Consider the following 18827-nt stretch of genomic DNA (forward strand, 5'->3'; position numbering starts at 1 on the left):
CGGCCGAGGCCACGGGCCGGCGCCATTGGAGAGGCCGACCATGAGACCGAGACTGACCACCGGGGCGCGCGCCGCTCTGGCCTGGTGCGCCGCGATGGTGCTGGGCCTCGGCCTGGCCGCCGCGCCGCCCTCTGCCGCCGACCCCGCACCGGAAGGCTACTTCGCGGTGTACGCGCCGCCGAAGCACGAGGTGGCCCGCGCAGGCGCGGTACCCAACGACGCCCGGTTCAAGGATGTCCAGATCCAGTTCGTCAACGTCCGTCCCCAGCAGGATCTGGTGGAGGACGTCGAGCTGGTGATCGACACCACCGGCGCCAAGGATGTCGCGGAGTTCCGCTTCGCAGCGGACTGTGCTGTGGCGGGGGCGGTCGCCACGTGCCCGGTCGGCGATGTCGAAGTGCGCTGGAACGCCGAGCCCAGCTTCACGTACTCCTACAAAGTCCGTGCCAAGGCCGGCGCGGCGAACGGCGCCACGGGACAGGTCACGTACACCGCCCGCTCGGCCAACACCCCGCTCGGCAAGGAGAGCCGGCTCACGACGGCCGTCACGGTCACCGAGGCCGCCGACCTGGTGCTGACTCCGCCGGCGCAGTACCGGATCCGGGTGCCCGCCGGCGGGAGCGTCCCTTTGCCGCTGGAGGTGTCCAACGCGGGAAGCCAGACCGTGCCGCGCACCTATCTGCGGATCTGGGGCTTCGACGGCGACGACCGGGCGGAGCTGCTCGGCAGCTACACCAACTGCTGGTACCAGACCCGCGACCCCAAGAACGCCAAGTCCCCGAAGGTCGGCGCCGTGTGCTTGCTCAACACCCCGCTCCCGGCCGACTCGGCGCGGCACGTGCTGTCCCCGCCGCTGAAGGTAGGAATGGGCAAGTACGAGGAGTTCAGCAGGCTGGAGTACATGGTGCTGCCGAATGTCCCGGAGCAGCCCCGCGGCGTGCGCGGCACCTCGGGCGTGCTGAAGCTCGCGCCCAAGCCGCAGCAGAAGGCTGCGCAGGCCGCACCGCCGCCCCGCGAGATCGACGGCTCCGACAACTCCGTGATCGTCGGGTTCGACACGGGCCAGGTGGCCGATCTGGCAGCCGCGGGCGCGACCGTGAAGACACGCGTCGGCGAGCGGTTCACCGCCGTCGTCGGAGTGACCAACCGGGGCCGGGCGACGTATCGCGGCCCCGGAGAGGCCGTGATGGTCGAGATCCCGCGCGGATTGAAGGTGCTGGGGTTCGACAAGCGGTGCAAGGCCACGCCCAACACCACGCACTGGGAGAACTACACGGATCCCACGTTCGGTGACGGTCCCGAGGACGACGCTCCTGTCCCGACGGGCGCACTGTACCGGTGCAGGGTTCCTGGAGAGCTGTTGCCGGGCATCAAGCCCGTACTCGGCTTCACGCTCACGGCCACCCGGACGCTCGACGAAGCGCGAGGAGTGGTGTTCCTCAGTCAGGGGAGGGCGGCTCCCGGGCGGAACAACCTCGGCTTCCTGACGGTCACCGCCACCGCGGCCGCCGGCGGCACGAGCGGAGGCGGCACCGGCCAGACGTCCGGAGGCTCCGGCACGGCCGGGGGCACGGAGGGCGTGACCACCGGCGGCTCCGGAGACCTCGCGGCAACCGGGTCGGGCTCGACGGTCCCCGTCGCACTCGCCGCGATCGGGGCGACAGGGCTGGGCGTGATCGTGTTCGTCGTCGCAAGGAGACTGCGGCGACGCGCCTGACGCCTGACACGCGCCCGGCGGCAGCGGGAATGTCGCACCCCACCCGACACCCCCGCCGCCGCCGCCGCCGCGAGCGTTGCACCAACCCCCACCGCGTCAGCCGCCTGCGGAGCGGCACTGGACGTTCATGGGCTGATGACCGGCCGGACCGGCGCGTGGGATGCCGAGGCGACCGGGCTGTGGGCACCGCTGAAGATCGCGCCGGAGCCGGAAGGCGTCTGGTTGAGGACCCAGAGGCCGATCAGTACGGCGAGAGCGAAGACGACCGTGATGAGGACCGCCAGGACCAGGCGGCGCCTGCGTTCCCTGCGGAGCCAGTCGCCGCGGGCGGCGCGATAGGCGTCGGGGGCGGGCTGCACCTGATGTGCGAGGGCTTCGAGGGCCTCGCGGAGCTGCTTTTCGGTACCTGGGGCACCCGGGGTGGTGCTCATCGCCGTGCCTCCATCGCCTGAGTGAGAGCGGCGAGGCCGCGCGCGGTGTGGGTCTTTACCGATCCTGGCGAAATGCCCATCGCCGCGGCGATCTCGCGTTCCTTGAGGCCGAGCCAGTGGCGCAGCACGAGGGCTTCCCGCTGCCGGGCGGGCAGTTGCTGGAGGGCGTCGACCAGCACCCGCTGGTCGTCACGGAGCAGGGCCGAGTTCTCGGCGGAGGTGACCGGGTCGGCAGACGGGGCCTCGGCGTGCCGGCGGGCGACCTGGAGATGGCGTATCCGCATCCGGGTCAGATTGCAGACGGTGGAGCGCAGATACGCCTCCGCGGAGTCGGCATCGCGCAGTCTCCGCCACTTCCGGTAGATCTGGTAGTACGCCTCGGCCACGATGTTCTCGGGGTCGTCGGCGCCCAGCAGCGCGGCGAGGCGGAGCATCGAGGCGTAGTGCTGGTCGAAGAGCAGGGCGACGGCCGCCTCTCGCTCCTGTTCGACCGGGTCGGCCGAAACCTGGCGCGGCAGGGCCTTGTCCGCGGCTGCGCCGCCGTTCACCACCGGCTGTCCCGCGGACAGCGGGACAGCCGTGCTTCTGATGGTGCGTCTCATGGGTTGTTCGCTCCCGTCCCGGGCCGGTGCCTGGCTGTCAGACAAGGGGGCAGTGCGGTGGAGTCCGTACCCCGGGGTGTGCCGATCCGGTCCAGCACCGCGGTGCCGGCCAGCGCGACCGCCAGGTTGAGTATCAGGGCGGCCAGCCCCGCGTAGATCTCCGGCGGATGACCGGACATGCCAGGCAGGCCGAGCGGTACGACTGGCGAGAAGCCCTCCCGTACGACCATGACCGTGCCGAACACCATCCCGGCGGCCCAGCCCGCGAGCAGCGCCCGGTGGTGCAGCCGGCGTGTGAACAGCCCGATGGCCACCGCGGGGAAGATCTGAAGGATCCAGACGCCGCCGAGGAGCTGGAGGTTGATGGCGTCCTGATCCCGCAGCCCGAAGACGAACGCGACCGCTCCCGCCTTCGCGGTGAGGGAGACCGCCTTGGCGATCCGCACCTGGCGCTTGGGGGTGGCGGTGGGGTGGAAGTACTCGACGTACACATTGCGTACGAACGAGGTCGCGGCCGCGATCGACATGACGGCGGCCGGGACCAGCGCTCCCACGGTGATCGCGCCGAAGACCAGACCAGCGAGCGGCGCCGGCATCAGGCGGTCCACCAGGATGGGGACCGCGGCCTCGGCGCCGCCCTCGGGGGCGCGTACGCCCGAGGCGAGCGCCGCGATGCCGAGCAGGCCGAAGAGGGCGAGCACCGCGGTCCAGACCGGCAGGGCGACGGCGACCCGGCGCAGGACCCGCGGGCCGGAGGCGGCGAAGGCGGCGGTGAGGACGTGCGGATACATCAGCAGGGCCAGTGCCGAGCCCAGGGCCAGGGTGGCGAAGGCCGGCTGCTGGTCCGGTGAGAGGACGAGGGAGGCATTGCCGGCGTCCGGACCACTGAGCCGGCGGGCGGCCTCGTCGAAGACCGCACCGGGTCCGCCGAGCCGGGCCAGGACGAGCCAGCAGACGGCGAGTACCGAGCCGAAGACCGCCACACCCTTGAGCGCCGAGATGACGGTGGGCGCGCGCAGACCGTGCCGGTAGGTCGCCACCGCGAGACCGGCGAAGATTGCCGCCATCACCAGGTCACCGGTGGCGGCACTCGGGTAGAGCCCGCCCGCGGTGAGCACCGCCCGGATGCCCAGTAGCTGCAGGGCGAGGTACGGCATGGTGGCGAGGATGCCGGTGAGCGCGACCACCAGGGCCAGCGGCGCCGAACCGTAGCGTCCGCGCACGAAGTCGGCAGCGGTGACGTAGCCGTGGTCCCGCGCAACGCTCCACATCCGGGGCAGCAGGACGAAGGCCAGCGGGCAGACGATCACGGTGTAGGGGAGGGCGAAGAAGGCGGGCGCCCCGTTGCCGTACACCAGGCCGGGTACGGCGGCGAAGGTGTACGCGGTGAAGATCGTGCCGCCCAGCAGCAGCCATGTCCAGATGGTGCCGAGGCTCCGGTCGGCCAGCGCCCAGCCTTCCAGGGAGGGCAGGTCGTCCTTGGCGTGCAGTCGGCGGGCGGTGACGGCGAGCAGGGACGCACCACCGATGACGGCGAGGAACGCCGCGGCCATGGGGCCTTCGGTCATCGGTCACCGTCCTTGGTGTCCTGGGAGTGCGCGAGCCCTGTCGCCTACGAGTTGCGCGGGGGGCCGGTTGCGATGACAGGAAACCCTGGGAAATCTTCTGGAAATTTGCTGTCAACCGAATCGCGGACGCCGACAACTCTTGCACAGACCGACAGGAATGAGGAGGTCACAGTGGTTCGGATCGTGCTCCCCCACCACGTCTGGCGCCGGGTCGCGGCCGGCGCCTGCCTCGTCGCTCCCGTCGTCGCCCTGCTCTGGGTGCCCTGGTACGCGCAGGACCGGCCGGAGCTGGCTGGGGTGCCGTTCTTCTACTGGTACCAGCTCGCCTGGGTGCCGGGGTGCAGCCTCGCCATGCTCGCGGCGTATCTGCTGACCCGGCGCCCGCCCGAGCCCTGATCGGCCCCTGTCCCGCACACCTCTCGAGCCGTTTCCCGTACACCTCTCCCCCGTTGATCACGTCTATTCGCCTGCCAAGGTGAGGAGCCGCCATGCCCGGATCCGTCCGTACGAACCGGATGAACAGCGCAAACCCGAGATCGATCTTGCTGTGGACCTGCGTCGCCCTGCTCGGCGCCTTCGCCTGGGGCATGGTGGCCCTGGCCCGGGGCGAGGAGATCTCCGCCGTCTGGCTGGTGGTCGCGGCGCTGGGCTCGTACGCCATCGCGTACCGCTTCTACTCACGCTTCATCGCCCGCCGTGTGCTGAAGCTCGACGACAGCCGGGCCACCCCCGCCGAGCGCCTCGAGGACGGGGTCGACTTCCAGCCGACCGACCGCCGGGTGCTGCTGGGCCATCACTTCGCCGCGATCGCCGGGGCCGGGCCGCTGGTCGGGCCGGTGCTGGCGGCCCAGATGGGGTATCTGCCGGGGACCATCTGGATCGTTGTCGGCGTGATCTTCGCCGGGGCGGTGCAGGACATGGTGGTGCTGTTCCTGTCCATGCGCCGGGACGGCAAGAGCCTGGGGCAGATGGCTCGCGAGGAGATCGGCAAGGTGGGCGGGGCGGCCGCGCTGATCGCGGTCTTCGTCATCATGATCATCCTGCTGGGCGTGCTGGCGCTGGTCGTCGTCAATGCCCTCGCCCACTCCCCGTGGGGCACCTTCTCGGTCGCCATGACCATCCCCATCGCCCTCTTCATGGGCTTCTACCTGCACATCCTGCGCCCGGGACGGGTTACCGAGACCAGTCTGATCGGTGTCGCGCTGCTGCTCCTCGCCATCGTCGGCGGCGGCTGGGTCGAGAACTCCTCACTCGCGGGCGCTTTCACCTGGAGCCCGACGACCCTCGTCTTCTGCCTGGCCGGCTACGGATTCGTCGCCTCCGTCCTGCCCGTATGGATGCTGCTGGCGCCGCGCGACTACCTCTCCACCTTCATGAAGATCGGCACAATCGCGCTGCTCGCCGTCGGTGTGCTGGTGGCCGCTCCCAAACTGCAGGCAGAGGCGGTGAGCGACTTCGCTACCTCCGGCACCGGACCGGTCTTCGCCGGCTCTCTCTTCCCGTTCCTGTTCATCACCATCGCCTGCGGCGCACTGTCGGGCTTCCACTCCCTGGTCGCCTCCGGGACCACCCCGAAGCTGATCCAGAAGGAGTCCCAGGTCCGGATGATCGGCTACGGCGCGATGCTGATGGAGTCCTTCGTCGCCGTCATGGCCCTGATCGCGGCCGCCGTCCTCGACCCGGGCCTGTACTACGCGATGAACGCCCCCGCCGGGCTGCTCGGCACCACTGCCGAATCCGCCTCCCAGGCCGTGGCCGGTCTCGGCTTCAGCATCACCCCCGACCAGCTGACCGCCGCCGCCAAGGCGGTCGAGGAACAGACGCTGATCGCCCGCACCGGCGGCGCACCCACACTGGCGGTCGGCATGTCGGAGATCTTCTCCAGGGTCTTCGGCGGCGCCGCGATGAAGGCCTTCTGGTACCACTTCGCGATCATGTTCGAGGCGCTGTTCATCCTCACCACGGTCGACGCCGGCACCCGGGTGGGCCGCTTCATGCTCCAGGACATGCTCGGCAACGTCTGGAAGCCGATCGGCCGCGTCAACTGGAAGCCGGGCATCTGGATCACCAGCGCGCTGGTCGTCGCTGCCTGGGGCTACTTCCTCTACACCGGCGCCACCGACCCGCTCGGCGGGATCAACCAGCTCTTCCCGCTCTTCGGCATCGCCAACCAACTGCTCGCCGCCGTCGCCCTCACCGTCTGCACCACCGTCCTCGTCAAGTCCGGCCGACGGCGCTGGGCCTGGGTCACCGCCGTCCCGCTCACCTGGGTGGTCGCGGTCACCTTCACCGCCGGCTGGCAGAAAATCTTCTCCGACGACCCGCGCGTCGGCTTCTTCGCCCAGCGGACCCGCTACGCCGACGGAATCGACGCCGGCACCGTCCTTCCTCCCGCCAAGACCATGGAGGACATGCACACGGTGGTCACCAACTCCACCGTCGACGGCGTCCTCATCGCCCTCTTCCTCCTGCTGGTCGTGACCGTGATGGTCAACGCGGCTGTGGTGTGCGCCCGCGCCCTGCGCTCGGCCGCCCCGCTGCCGACCACCGAAGTACCGTACGTCGCCTCGCAGATCGACGTGCCGGTGCCGCAACCCCGTAAGGCGCTCGCCGGAGCCCGCGAATGACGCTCCGTCGCATGCTGGACGGACTGCGCTGGTACGTACGGGAGTTCACCGGCGAGGCCGCGTACGACCGCTACTGCGAACGGCACCGCCGCCACCATCCGTCCGCCCCCGTCCCGACCCGTCGGGAGTATGAGCACATGCGCACCCGGCATCAAGACTCCCATCCGAGCAGCCGCTGCTGCTGACCGAACCGGGGTGCCGTGCCGCCGTACCTGCCGGCACGGCACCCCACTCACCTCCAGGACCCCAGATGCTGCGACGCCGAGGCCGGATCCGTCAGGTCCGCATCAGCCCCGAACTCGACGACCGCGACCTGCGCCGCGTCCTCGCCGAGATCCGCCCCTCCCACCAACTGCACGGCCTCGGCGCCGACCACACCGGCGCGGCCTGACAGCCCGTCTCCGATCTTCTCCGCGCGACCGGCCACGACTGGGACCGCCGTACGCACCGGATCTCCGTACTCGCCCGGACCCTGCCGCCAGCAGTCGCCGACCGCTGGGCCACCGCCCGCCCCGATTCGCCTGACGCGGCGGTCGTCCAGGCCCAAGTGCTGGCCGGCCGGGCCCCCGAGCACGGCCGGGAAGCCGCCGCCCGCGCCGAACAGCTCTGCATACGCGCCGCCGAAGCCTGCCCGGCCGACCCCACTCCCTGGATCGCACTGCTGTCCCTGCTGCGCGCCATGCGCGTACCGGTGCGGCATGCGAAGCCGGTCTGGAACGAGATCGCCGTACGAGATCCCTGGAACCGCCACGCGCACCACGAACTCCTGCACTACATCTCCCCTCGTGAATGCGGGTCCCTCGTCGGCATGTCCGGGTTCGCCAGACGCGTCGCGGAAACCGCACCGCACGGCTCGCCCCTCGCCCTGCTCCCCCTCGCCGCCCGCACAGAGCACTACGGCCACCGCCTACGCCCGGGCAGCCCCGACGCCCTCGGCGCCGGCACGCACTGGCACGGCCCCGGCGTCGCCGAGGAGATCGACACCGCACTGACCCGCTGGTTCGACACTCCCGCCCAGCCGCACGCCCAGGCGATGGCCGACCTCAACCTCCTGGCGTTCGCCCTGATCCGCACCCAGCGCCTTCCCGAAGCGGCCCGGGCCTTCCGCCGCATCGGCCGCCATATGACGCTGTACCCGTGGGACCTCGCCCAGGTCCAGAACCCGGACCACGATCCGGTTGGCACATTTCTCTACTGGAGCGCGCGGGAGACGGGCAGTTGAAGCTTCCTGCTCGGAGTGCCCGAGATCGCTGCCTGAGGACAACGCCCTGCGCAGCGTTGGGCCGAGGGAACCCGGACTTGAGCTTCCCCTTCTCGTCCTGGACTGTTCCGCACCAACAGGCACTACTACACCGCCGCGGACGAGGAAGTGCTCGGCCTTGCGTTCGCAGCGACGGTGGAGGCGGCGGCAGCCAGGAGACTTGTCGCCGAGGGTACGAGCCCCGGCGCGATGGTGTTGATGCGCACCGGGTGCGGGGCCAATCAGTCCATTGTCCGGTCGGGAAGCGGCTGTTCGGCCCAGATGACCTTGCCTTCGGGGGTGTATCGGGTGCCCCAGCGGTCGGCGCACTGGGCGACGAGGAACAGGCCCCGCCCGCCCTCGTCCGTGTCGGCCGCGTAGCGCAGATGGGGCGCGGTGCTGCTGCCGTCGGAAACCTCGCAGGTCAGCTCCCGGTCGAGGATCAGCCGCACGCCGATCGGACCGGTGGCGTAGCGGATGGCATTGGTGATCAGCTCGCTGAGGATCAGCTCAGTGATGAAGCCGGATTCCTCCAGGTCCCAGTCGGCCAGCTGACCGGCGACGACAGCACGCATATGTCCCACGGCCGCGGGGTCGCGCGGCACGTCCCAGCGCGCGACCTGATCCTGCGGCAGAACGCGGGTCCAGGCGACAAGCAGGGCGATGTCGTCGCTCGGGCGAGAGGGCAGCAGGGCCTTCATCACCGCGCCGCACGTCTCCTCCGGCCCTCCGTCGAAGGTGCCCAGGGTGCTGCTCAGGACTTCGAGGCAGCTGCCGATGTCCCGCTCCCGGTTCCAGATGAGGCCGTCCGTGTAGAGGACCAGCTTGCTGCCTTCGGGCAGCTCCAGCTCGGCCGCCTCGAAGGGTAGACCGCCCAGGCCGAGCGGTGGACCGGCGGGCAACTCGAGAAACTCGACGGTGCCGTCAGGGCGGACGAGCGCAGGCAGGGGATGGCCGGCCCGCGCCATGGTGCAGCGTCCCGGCTCCTCGCCGAGCAGCACCGACTCTGCCAGGTCCACAGTGACGAAGTCGGCGAACTGCGGTACCGCCGCCTCGGCCGGTTCCTCGGCGGTCCGGGTCACCTCGAGGGTGGTGCCGATGCTCACACTGGCGTCGTACAGCACTTTGAGTCGGCTCCGCGCAGCCTCCACCGTGCCGGACAGCGCCTGAAGCTCGGTTGAGTGGCGCCGGCAGACCCCCGCCGCTGCGCGGCCACGCGATCAGCTTGTGGCCGGATCGAGGGCGTCGAGCACCTGCCTCGTACCTGCACACCTATCAGTCAACCGAATCCAGGCGGACACCGATGGCGTGGCGGGCGCGACGCCTGCGGTCACCCTCGGGGTTGAGGAACCACTTACGGGCCGAGACCAGCCACCAGCCTGCGGCAAAGCCAAGCACGACGAGGACTGCGATCGGGGCGTAGTTGAAGGTCTCCATCGTCACAGGACTGACCTGCGGGAGCATGAACAGGACCGTGATGAAGCCGACCCACATCACCGCGATGGTGCCGATGACGCGGCTGGCCCGGCCCAGGTGCCACGGTCCGCGTTCAAAGCCCTCCCCCTTGCGCAAACGCAGGAATGTGGGGATGACATAGGCGATGTACAGGCCGATCACCGCGATCGAGGTAACGGCGGCGTAGGCGGTGATGTTGATCAGGTAGGGCAGGCCGAGGACCAGGGCACCAAGTGCGGCGAGCCAGACCGCGTTGGTGGGGGTACGCGTGTTGGGGTTGACGCGTTGCCAGACGCGGGAGAAGGGCAGCGCCCCGTCTCGGGAGAACGCATAGATCATCCGGCTGTTCGCGGTGACGGAGGCCATCCCGCAGAACAGCTGGGCGCCGATGGCTATGAGCAGCAGGATCTTGCCGCCGGCCACGCCGACGGCGTCCATGAAGATCTGGGCCGGCGGGACGCCGGTGGAGCTGCCCAGCGCCGCATCGTAGTCCTGGATCGCGAAGGTCAGCCCGACCAGGAGCACGAAGCCGACGACCCAGGAGATCCAGATGGAGCGGATGATGCCCCGCGGCCCGGCCACGGCGGCGTTGTTGGTCTCCTCCGTCATATGGGCGCTCGCGTCGTAACCGGTGAAGGTGTACTGAGCCATCAGCAGGGAAAGCACGCCGACGTAGAAGGTGGAAGACCAGCCCGTGTTGTTCACGAAGCTCCCGAACACGAAGTCCGCGGACTGGTGTTTTTCGGGGATGAGCGCGAGCGCGCCGACGATGACGAGGACACCGGTGATGTGCCACCACACACTCACACTGTTGAGGATGGCCACCAGGCGCACGCCGAAAGTGTTGATCAGCCCGTGCAGAGCCAGGATCGCGGCGAAAAGCATCATGGTGTGCCCCGGGGTGGCCGCGAAGTCGAACTGCAGGTCCAGATAGGCATTGAGGAAGGAGGCGGCGCCGAAGTCGATTCCTGCGGTCACTGCGACCTGGCCGAGCACGTTGAACCAGCCGGTGAACCACGCCCAGGCAGCCGCCGTACGGGGCGGGGCCAGTTTGTGCGCCCAGAAGTAGAGGCCGGCCGAAGTGGGATAGCTCGAGCACACCTCCGCCATGGCCAGACCGACGAAGAGCGTCATGAGACCGACGGCGACCCAGCCCCAAATGATCATCGCGGGGCCGCCGGTGTTCATACCGAACCCGTACAGCGTCAGGCATCCGGCCAGGATGGAGATGATGGTGAAGGACACGGCGAAGTTCGAGAAACCGGACATACGCCGGGCAAGTACCTGGGTATAGCCCAGCTGGCGCAGGCGTTCCTCGTCCGAGACGGGGGGAATGTCGAAGGGCACCGGAGAAGGGTTCCTTTCAGGCAGGGACGGACACGTGGATTCCGGGATTTGCCCCGGGTCGGCGGATCATGGGGTCAGCGAGGGTCGATCGCCTTCTGGGCCCAGGCCCGATGGCGCAGGAACAGCTGTGCCGGGTCTCCGCAGTAAGCCCAGGGCAGGCGTGCGGCATACGGGCCGATGGCCTCGAAGACCTCGAACGCCTCCTCGTGACGATTGGCGTACGACAAGGCGTGTGCCAGATAGTTGGCGTCGTCCATGAAATGCGCGTGCGGCTGCGGAGCCCGGTAGCGCCACCAGCCGTCCAGAACTCGATCGATGTCCGGGCAGTCCAGCCACGGGTGGATGGTCAGCCCGTAGGTCCGGCTGTTCTGTTCCAGCCGAATGCGGTGGCTCTCGGCGTGCGCGACGAGGAGCAGCACCGCGAGAGGCGTGCCGCGCGGCGTTAAGGAGGCCAGCTCGTGGGCCCAGTTGTGCATTTCTCCGTTCGAGCCGTGGTGGCGCTCGAAGACGTAGGTCAGCAGCTCGTGATAGGCCTCCCGGTTGTACGGGTCGCGAGCGCGTACCTCCCTCCATAACTCCATGAGCGTCTTCCTGTCGGGGCAGTGCACGCGCAGCAGCACTATCCGCACCACCCATGGGGAGGGATCACTCTCCAACGCTTCGGCGGCGTCCTGGCAGGTCGCCCATGCCTGCTCCAGCAGCTCCCGCCCACTCTCCGGGCCGACGAGGAGGGAGCGCACGGCTTGGACGTAAGCGAGCATCACGAGGGCATCCGGGTTGGCCCGTTCAGCGTTGGCCCAGGTTTCCGCCCACCGCAGCCCGGCTGCGCCATGAGCGAGGACCTGCAGCCGGAAGATCCGGCGGTCCCAGTCCTGACCAGTGGCTTGGAGCAGGTCACGGGCCGCTTCCCAGCGGCCCATCGCAGTGTCTTGGCACGCACGGCGTAACGTCTCGTCGTCCCGTGCCGGATGAGTATCAAGTGCTGTGGAGGGAGATTGACCAAGTCTTTTGAACATCAGGCACCTTGAGGGTGGGGGGTCCCGTCTGCGGTTGAACGACGAACTCTGGTCAGTTGTCAGGGGCTTCGGCCGGGGAGGAGTGCGGCGAGTTGGGTGTCCGGGACGCGGCGCTGGAGGTCGGGGGTAGGCGTCCGGGGTGCCGACGGGGTTGAGTCTCAGGCTGTCGATGAGCACGGCCAGGGGGCGGGGCGCCGCATTCGTAACAGGAGACCCTCAGTTCTTGCTCTGGGGAATAGCTTCAGGCGCCATAGCAAGGTGGGTGGAAGGTTGGTCGTAACACATCACCCGGTCCGCCTTCGTGTGCTCGCGGGGCTGCGCGGTGTCCCGCGTGCGCCGTCATTTGGAGGTCCCGAACCGCTTGTTGCCGGTCCCGGGGGCCGGGTGGTGTCAGGTCCACCCGGCCCCCGGAGTTCAGCGCCCCGTCAGGCGCAGGAACCGTATGCCCGGCATCGGAACGGTGATCGTGACCGATGCCGTGCCATCGGCGTCGGCAGTCAGTTGCGCAAGCGGCTCGATCGGCAGGGTGTCGGCCGCATGCAACGCCTCCCACTGCGAGGCGTCGGGCCAGTCACCACCACCGAACCCGTCCCAGACACGCTGGATATTGCCGTGCGTCTCGTCCACCCGCCGTGAGGACACCTGGTAGGGCATGTCGGGGCGCAGTCCGGACACCTCAATGGTCACCGACCTGTCCAGTACGGTGGCTCCGTCGATCTTCGACTGATCCAGGGTGCCGTTCCACACCAGGACATCCACTGTGGTGCCGTCCTCACCACGCGTGGCCAGGGCCTCCACCGTCGCCTCGGCGCCGTCCCCGCTCGCCACGGCCGGGATCCGTCCCCCGGACAGCTGGGACAGCAGGTAGAGCGCCCAGAAGCGGGGCTTGCGCAAATTGCCGACTGTCAGCAGGCCGAAGCCGCCGTGGAACAGTTTGGGCGGCCACCCGAGTTCCTCGAACTGGTCGGAGGCGACCCAGTAGGAGAGGCAATCGGTCGAGGCAAGGGCGCTCTTCATGCCCCGGAGTACGAAGGGTGCGGCGAACACAGCGTCGCTGACCCGGTGGAAATGGGTCGGAGTGACACCCCACTCGGTCCACAGGATCTCCGGTTCCGGCTTGTCGGTGGCTTTGGCGAAGGACTTGGTGAGCGGCCGGAAGTCCAGCGGTGCGTTGCCGTAGGTGTGGGTGGAAACGAAGTCGACCGGCACGTTGCGCTCGCGGCAGTACTCCAGCAGTGCGCCGACCCAGCCGGCGGCCGCCGACGAGGGGCCGCCGACCCGGATCCGCTCGTCGACGGACTTCACCGCGCGCGCCGCGACCTCGTAGAGGCGGTGATAGTCGTCCTGGGTGCCGTTCCAGAAGACCTGAAGATTGGCCTCGTTCCAGACCTCGAACTCCCAGGTCGCGACCGCGTCCGGTCCGTAGCGCTCACGAAGGTGGACGGTGAGGTCGCGGCACAGGTCGCCCCAGCGGTGCCAGCCCTTCGGGGTGGAGACCAGCGCCTTGTAGTCGAAGACCGTGTACTGCGGGTCGGAGGCCAACTCCACCGGCATGAAGGAGAGTTCGACAACCGGACGCAGACCGCCGGCCAGGAGCCTGTCGTAGACCTCGTCCAGGCCGGAGAAGTCGAAGGACCCGTCAGCGCGGACCGTCACCATCTCCGGCAGGAAGGTGCCGTGCGCCCGCACCGAACGAACTCCGATCTCGTCACGGACAATCCTCAGCGCCTGCCCGTACTCCTGCGCGACATCAGACCCGCCCGGGCCGGGCCCGTCCCGGACCAGCAGGGAGAAGTGTTCTGCGCCGATCATGCGCCGCCACACGTCGGGCATCGGGACGGGCTCGGCGGCGGCGGCGACCGAGACGGTGACGGCGGCCGGGCGCCCGTCGCCCGCCGCGGGAGTGCCGGTCACCGTCTGGGACAGTGCTCCCGCGCCCTCGTCACTCCACGTCGCGACCTTGTACCAATAGGTGCGGCCTGGCTCGACCAGTGTGTCCGCGTACGGCGGATGCGGCACGGCCAGAACGTCGCCGCCCAGGTGGTCCAGCGGCCGGAACGGCCCGTCGGCGTGGTCGGCGCGGTGCACCAGATAGCCGAGGGCGCCCTCCACAGGCTGCCAGTCGAGGCGTACGAGCCCAGCGCCGTGGTCAGCGGTCAGGCCCCGCGGCGCGGGAAGTGCGCCGATGCCGGTCAACCGCTGGTCGCTGAGGACGCCGATCCGTTGCTCCCAGTCGAAGCGAGCAGCGGACTTGTCCGTGGTGTCGGTCACAGGACCAGCCTTTCGTGTGCGGGGTGTGCGGAATTGCCGGGAACAAGCCGGCCGGGCGGATCGAGGGTCGGCTCAGCCGAGCAGAAAGTCCTCACGGCCCAGCAGCGGACGGACGCGGGAGGTGAACCCGCCACTGCGGAAGGGCCGTTGGAGCAGACCCGGGCGCAGCCGCTGTGCGAGGGCGGCGAGGACCATCCCCTGGTCCAGGGCGAGAACGAAGTCCGAGACGCGGCCGGTGGCGGTATTGACCGAGTCGCGGAAACCGTAGGTCTTGTCGTACGCACCGAACTCGCCCGCCAGCGACCGGAGGTTGGCGACGGCTTCGGACTCGGCATACGGGAGAGCGAGGAACGAGGCGTGCGGGGTGATCGCCCCCGTGGAGGCGTAGTGATCGGTCGTCATGCCGATAGAGGGAACGCCGTAGGCCAGGTAGCCGCCCTCAGGAACATTGCTGGGCGACAGGCCCCAGAAGCCGGTACCTGTCTCGGTCAGGCCGAACTCGATCTGGCTGCGGACATAACGGGAGTGGGTCACTCCCCACGCGCGCGGCGACCACTCGCGCTCGGGCACGAACAGCGGCACCATCAGCGCCTCGAACATCGATCCACCCCAGGAGGGGACAAGCGAGCGCCCACGGTAGGTGTAGTGCCCGGCGAAGTACTCGACGCCGTCGACCGTGCGGTTCGAGCCCTGTGGGACCTGCTCCTGTCCGTACTGTGGCGGCAGGGTGCGGAACAGGTGCCAGTAGTGGTAGGGCGGCAGGGTGCCGTCGGCCAGCCCGAGATAACTGGCCATCCGCGGCTCGGTGTTGAGCGCTCCGTAATGGAATCCGGTGACGGTGTTGTCGTCCGTCCAGTAACCGCCGAGCAGCTGGCCCGGACCCTTGACCGGGTCGGCCGCGTCGTATGGCGTGTAGAAGAAGGACCAGTCGCAGGCGGCGAGCAGGCGCTCGATCCGCCCGCGCAGCACGGGCACCGCGTCCGCCGCGATCCTCAGACCCGTCACCAGCCAGGCGTTGTCGACCGTTGACAGGAAGGGGCGTACGGGTGCACCGGTGCCCGGCCAGCTGGTGAGAATGGCGCCGGTCGCCGGGTCGTACCAGTTGAACCAGAAGCCGTGCGCCCGTTCCAGGCCTTCGACGGCGCGCACGGTACGGGCGATCCGGCGGGCTGCTTCGGTCCGGCCGGTCACCCCGAGACCGCCCGCGGCCACGGTGGACCACAGCAGGCAGCCGATGTTGGTCGGGGATGTGTTGCCGGAGCGGACAGGGCTACGGCCGCTGAGGTCGAGGGTGTCGGCTGGCAGGCCGAGCGGCGTGGTGAGCGCCTCCATCGAACGGTAGGTCGCCTGGAACCAGCGGTACAGCGGAGCGTCGTCGGAACGTTCGGCGGCGGCGGCCGTGCCCACGCCGAGGCCGACAACTGCGGCCGCGCCCGCGCCCGCAGACAGGAAGGTACGACGGTCCATCATGAGTGCTCCTCGATGGCTGGCGGGCTTGCTCGCAACGCGGCCTACTTCATGCCGGCGGTCGCGATGCCCTGGGTGAAGTAGCGCTGGAGAACGATGAAGACGAACAAGACAGGGAGAATGACCAGGAAGGACCCGGCCATCAGCATCCCGTTGGAACCGCCCGCCTGGTTCGGGTCGGTGGCGAACGTGGCCAGCGCGACGGGCAAGGTGTATTTGCCCGGATCGTTGGTGGCGATCAACGGCCACACGAAGTTGTTCCAGGACGCCAGGAACGTCAGGATCGACAGCGTCGCGAGCGCGGGCTTGACCAGCGGCATCACGATCCGCCAGAAGATGTACCACTCCCCCGCCCCGTCGAGGCGGGCCGCCTCCAGCAGCTCGTCCGGCACAGACATCATGAACTGCCGCATCAGGAACACCCCGAACGCGCCTGCGGCGAACGGCAGCACCAGGCCCGCGTACGAATTGAGCAGCTGCAACTTGCTCATCAGTACGAACAGCGGGAGCAGCATCAGATTGCCAGGCACCATCAGCGCACCCAGGACCAGCCCGAACAGCTGCTTACGGCCGGCGAAGTTCAGCTTCGCCAGCGCATAGCCGAGCATCGAGCAGAAGACCAGATTGCAGGCGGTGACCAAGGTCGCCACCAGTGTCGAGTTCAGGAAGTAGCGCGGCAGGTCGAGGCGGTCGAGCAGGTCCCGGAAGTTGGTGAGGGTCCACTCGGTGGGGATCCACACCGGCGGTGAGGCAGCCAGTTCCGGCTTGGTCTTGAACGCGGACAGCGTCATCCACACGAAGGGTGCGGCCATCACGACCAGAGCCGTGCACAGTACGGCCAGGGTGAGTGTCTTGCGCGCGCGGCTCATGTGGTGTTGTCCTTCAGCAGGCGGAGCTGAAGCATCGTGATGGCCATGATCACGACCAAGAGCACATAGGCCATCGCGCTCGCGTAGCCCATGTGGAAGAAGTTGAAGCCCTCCCGGTACATGTCCAGCGACACCGTCATCGTGCTGTTGGAGGGTCCGCCCTGCGTCATCACGAACGGCTCCTCGAAGACATTGAGATATCCGATGGTGGTGATGACCGTGGCGTACAGCGTGGTGGGGCGCAGCAACGGCACGGTGATCCGGCGGAACTCGTCCCACGCGCCGGCGCCGTCCAACCGGGCCGCCTCTCGCACTTCGCCCGGGATGGCCTGCAGGCCGGCGAGGAACAGCACCATCACTGTGCCGAGATTCCGCCACACCGCCAGCGCGATCAGCGAGGGCATCGCGAGCGTCTCACTGCCGAGGAAGTCCGGCGCGGTCAGCCCGACTTCGGAGGCGACACCAGCGATGAGGCCGTCGGACGGATCGAGGACGAACCGCCACACCACCGCCACCGCGACGATGCTGGTAACCACTGGCGCGTAGAAGCCGACGCGGAACAACGTGCGTGCCCGGTCCACCCCCGAGTTCAGCAGGACCGCCGCCGCCATGCCCAGCGCGATGGTGAGCGGTACGCCGACCACGACGAAGTACGCGGTGTTCAGCAGAGCGTCGACGAACGTGGCGTCGTGGAAGAGCCTCGTGTAGTTGCCGAAGCCGATGAACTTCGCGGAGAACGGATCGGTCACGTTGCCGAGGCCGAAGTCGGTGAAGCTCATCACGAGCGTGGCGAGGATCGGCAGAGCCATGAAGGTGCCGAACACTGCCAGGAAGGGAGTGGAGAACAGCCATCCGGCGAGATGCTGCACACCCATCCTCGAGCGCCGGGGCCGGTCGGCGACGAAGCTGGCCGGACGGCCCGGCGCAGCGCCGGCCTCGATCGGGGTGTCAGTGGTGGCGCCCATCTCTGTCAGCCCACAAGGCCCTCAGTCGCGGACTGCATCTTCTTCGCGGCCTCCGCGGGGCTGGCTTTGCCTTGGGTGACGCTCTCGATCGCGGAGTCCAACTGCGCGCCGAACTCTGCCCACTTGGCGAGCGGCGGCACTGCCTTGGCGGTCGCCATCTGGTTGCCGAACACCTTCAGACCTGCGTCCGAGGCGAGCGGCGCCTGCTGCCAAGCAGCCTTGTTCGCGGGCAGATCGCTGGTCCTGGTGAACCAGTCGGCCTGCTGCCGGGCGGACGTCAGGTACTTCTGGAACTCGGTGGCCGCCGCCTTGTGCGGGCTCTTGTTGAAGGTGACGAGGCTGGAGCCGCCCGCGAAGGAAGCGCTGGTCTTGTCGCCGGGGACGGCGACAGCCTTCCACTTGCCCTTCAACGCGGGGAACTGGGTACTGATGTTGGTGATCTGCCAGGGTCCGGAGAAGAACATCGGCACCGAGCCGTTGCCGAAGTCCTTCACCACGTCGTAGCCGGGCGCAACGCTCTTCTTGGCGAGGCCCTTGTCGAAGTAGGTGCGGTATTCGGTCAACGAACGTACCGATTCAGGGGTGTCGAGCGTCGGCTTTCCATTCTTCACCAGGTCACCGCCTGCCGAGTACAGGAACGGCAGCCAGTTCTGCCAAGTGTCCAGGCCGCTTGGCTGAAGTGAGATGCCCCATTTGGTCTTCGCGGTGCTCTGGTAGCCCAACGCCAGACTCTGCAGGTCACTCCAGGTGCTGGGAGCTTCGGTGACCCCGGCCTGTTGGGCAAGGTCGGTGCGGTAGTAGAGCGCCCGGGTGTCGACGTACCACGGGACGCCGTAGGTCTTGCCGTCGACGACGTTGCCGTTCCACGCGGCCGGGAAGAAGTCGTCCTTCCTGAACGTGGTCTCGTCGACCGGCTCCAGCACGCCCATGCCCGCGAACTCACCCATGAAGGTCGAGCCCATCTGCGCCATGTCGGGCAGCGTCCCGGCCGCGGCCGCGGCGACCAGTTTCTGGTGGACGGTGTCCCAGCCGATGGGGGTGACCTTGATGGTGATGTTGGGGTGTTGCTTCTCGTAAGCCTTGGCGACGTCCGCGAGCTTCTGCCCTTCCGTGCCCATGGCCCACACCGTCAGCGTCTGCTTGGCATCGGCCTTGGCGCCGGCACCCCCGGAATCGCCGCCGCAGGCGGTGATGGTGAACAAAGCCAGGAGCGCATTGACCCCGACGGCGACCTTAGTGGTGCGGTGCATGG

The 18827-nt window shown here is 68.8% G+C and carries 16 protein-coding genes and 1 pseudogene; 6 read left to right on the forward strand and 11 right to left on the reverse strand.

The window, feature by feature from the left end; all coding sequences use genetic code 11:
- The first annotated feature begins 40 nt into the window (after positions 1 to 40).
- Positions 41 to 1717 carry a hypothetical protein gene (locus tag QFZ67_RS02185; protein WP_307659377.1) on the forward strand — a complete coding sequence of 559 codons (1677 nt, stop codon included), beginning with the start codon at positions 41 to 43 and terminating at the stop codon, positions 1715 to 1717.
- Positions 1718 to 1842: 125 nt separating this feature from the next.
- Here the strand turns inward: QFZ67_RS02185 and QFZ67_RS02190 are convergent, their stop codons facing one another.
- Genes QFZ67_RS02190 through QFZ67_RS02200 form a run of 3 tightly spaced genes read right to left on the reverse strand, consistent with a single transcriptional unit; the run spans position 1843 to position 4318 of the window.
- A complete protein-coding gene (locus tag QFZ67_RS02190; protein ID WP_307659378.1) occupies positions 1843 to 2148 on the reverse strand; it encodes a hypothetical protein in 306 nt (101 codons plus the stop codon).
- Complete coding sequence (locus tag QFZ67_RS02195; RefSeq protein WP_307659379.1) at positions 2145 to 2750, reverse strand: RNA polymerase sigma factor; 606 nt, start codon at positions 2748 to 2750, stop codon at positions 2145 to 2147. Before QFZ67_RS02195 ends, QFZ67_RS02190 begins: the two co-directional genes overlap by 4 nt.
- On the reverse strand, positions 2747 to 4318 hold the full coding sequence (locus QFZ67_RS02200) for a sodium:solute symporter (RefSeq protein ID WP_307659380.1): 1572 nt from the start codon (positions 4316 to 4318) through the stop codon (positions 2747 to 2749). The genes QFZ67_RS02195 and QFZ67_RS02200 overlap by 4 nt, the downstream gene beginning before the upstream one ends.
- A 171-nt stretch (positions 4319 to 4489) precedes the next feature.
- Between QFZ67_RS02200 and QFZ67_RS02205 the strand changes: the two genes are divergently transcribed.
- From QFZ67_RS02205 to QFZ67_RS02225, 5 genes are all read left to right on the forward strand, one after another.
- Positions 4490 to 4714 (forward strand): DUF3311 domain-containing protein, encoded by a 225-nt coding sequence (locus QFZ67_RS02205; RefSeq protein WP_307659381.1) that lies wholly within the window; start codon positions 4490 to 4492, stop codon positions 4712 to 4714.
- 92 nt (positions 4715 to 4806) lie between these two features.
- Entirely contained in the window at positions 4807 to 6945 is a 2139-nt protein-coding gene (locus QFZ67_RS02210; protein ID WP_307659382.1) for a carbon starvation CstA family protein, read from the forward strand.
- Positions 6942 to 7130, forward strand: coding sequence for a YbdD/YjiX family protein (locus tag QFZ67_RS02215; protein WP_307659383.1), 189 nt, complete (start codon positions 6942 to 6944; stop codon positions 7128 to 7130). Before QFZ67_RS02210 ends, QFZ67_RS02215 begins: the two co-directional genes overlap by 4 nt.
- 65 nt (positions 7131 to 7195) lie before the next feature.
- Positions 7196 to 7336, forward strand: coding sequence for a hypothetical protein (locus tag QFZ67_RS02220; RefSeq protein ID WP_307659384.1), 141 nt, complete (start codon positions 7196 to 7198; stop codon positions 7334 to 7336).
- A gap of 156 nt (positions 7337 to 7492) precedes the next feature.
- Positions 7493 to 8167: a hypothetical protein gene (locus QFZ67_RS02225; protein WP_307659385.1), complete on the forward strand. Its 675-nt coding sequence runs from the start codon at positions 7493 to 7495 to the stop codon at positions 8165 to 8167.
- A 260-nt stretch (positions 8168 to 8427) separates the two neighbouring features.
- On the opposite strand, the pseudogene QFZ67_RS02230 reads toward QFZ67_RS02225, so the two are convergent.
- From QFZ67_RS02230 to QFZ67_RS02265, 8 genes and pseudogenes are all read right to left on the reverse strand, one after another.
- Positions 8428 to 9267, reverse strand: a pseudogene (locus QFZ67_RS02230) (SpoIIE family protein phosphatase); the annotation flags it as partial.
- A gap of 193 nt (positions 9268 to 9460) precedes the next feature.
- Positions 9461 to 10987 carry an amino acid permease gene (locus QFZ67_RS02235; RefSeq protein WP_307659387.1) on the reverse strand — a complete coding sequence of 509 codons (1527 nt, stop codon included), beginning with the start codon at positions 10985 to 10987 and terminating at the stop codon, positions 9461 to 9463.
- A 74-nt stretch (positions 10988 to 11061) separates the two neighbouring features.
- Positions 11062 to 11907 (reverse strand): hypothetical protein, encoded by an 846-nt coding sequence (locus QFZ67_RS02240; protein WP_307659388.1) that lies wholly within the window; start codon positions 11905 to 11907, stop codon positions 11062 to 11064.
- Positions 11908 to 12417: 510 nt separating this feature from the next.
- Positions 12418 to 14274, reverse strand: coding sequence for a glycoside hydrolase (locus QFZ67_RS02245; protein WP_307659389.1), 1857 nt, complete (start codon positions 14272 to 14274; stop codon positions 12418 to 12420).
- A gap of 72 nt (positions 14275 to 14346) precedes the next feature.
- Positions 14347 to 15741, reverse strand: coding sequence for a glucoamylase family protein (locus tag QFZ67_RS02250; RefSeq protein ID WP_307665703.1), 1395 nt, complete (start codon positions 15739 to 15741; stop codon positions 14347 to 14349).
- A gap of 44 nt (positions 15742 to 15785) precedes the next feature.
- Entirely contained in the window at positions 15786 to 16610 is an 825-nt protein-coding gene (locus QFZ67_RS02255) for a carbohydrate ABC transporter permease (RefSeq protein ID WP_307659390.1), read from the reverse strand.
- On the reverse strand, positions 16607 to 17575 hold the full coding sequence (locus tag QFZ67_RS02260; RefSeq protein ID WP_373429923.1) for a carbohydrate ABC transporter permease: 969 nt from the start codon (positions 17573 to 17575) through the stop codon (positions 16607 to 16609). Before QFZ67_RS02260 ends, QFZ67_RS02255 begins: the two co-directional genes overlap by 4 nt.
- A gap of 5 nt (positions 17576 to 17580) precedes the next feature.
- A complete protein-coding gene (locus QFZ67_RS02265; RefSeq protein WP_307659391.1) occupies positions 17581 to 18825 on the reverse strand; it encodes a sugar ABC transporter substrate-binding protein in 1245 nt (414 codons plus the stop codon).
- Positions 18826 to 18827 lie beyond the last annotated feature (2 nt).

It is taken from the genome of Streptomyces sp. V1I1 (assembly GCF_030817355.1).
Lineage (GTDB): Bacteria > Actinomycetota > Actinomycetes > Streptomycetales > Streptomycetaceae > Streptomyces.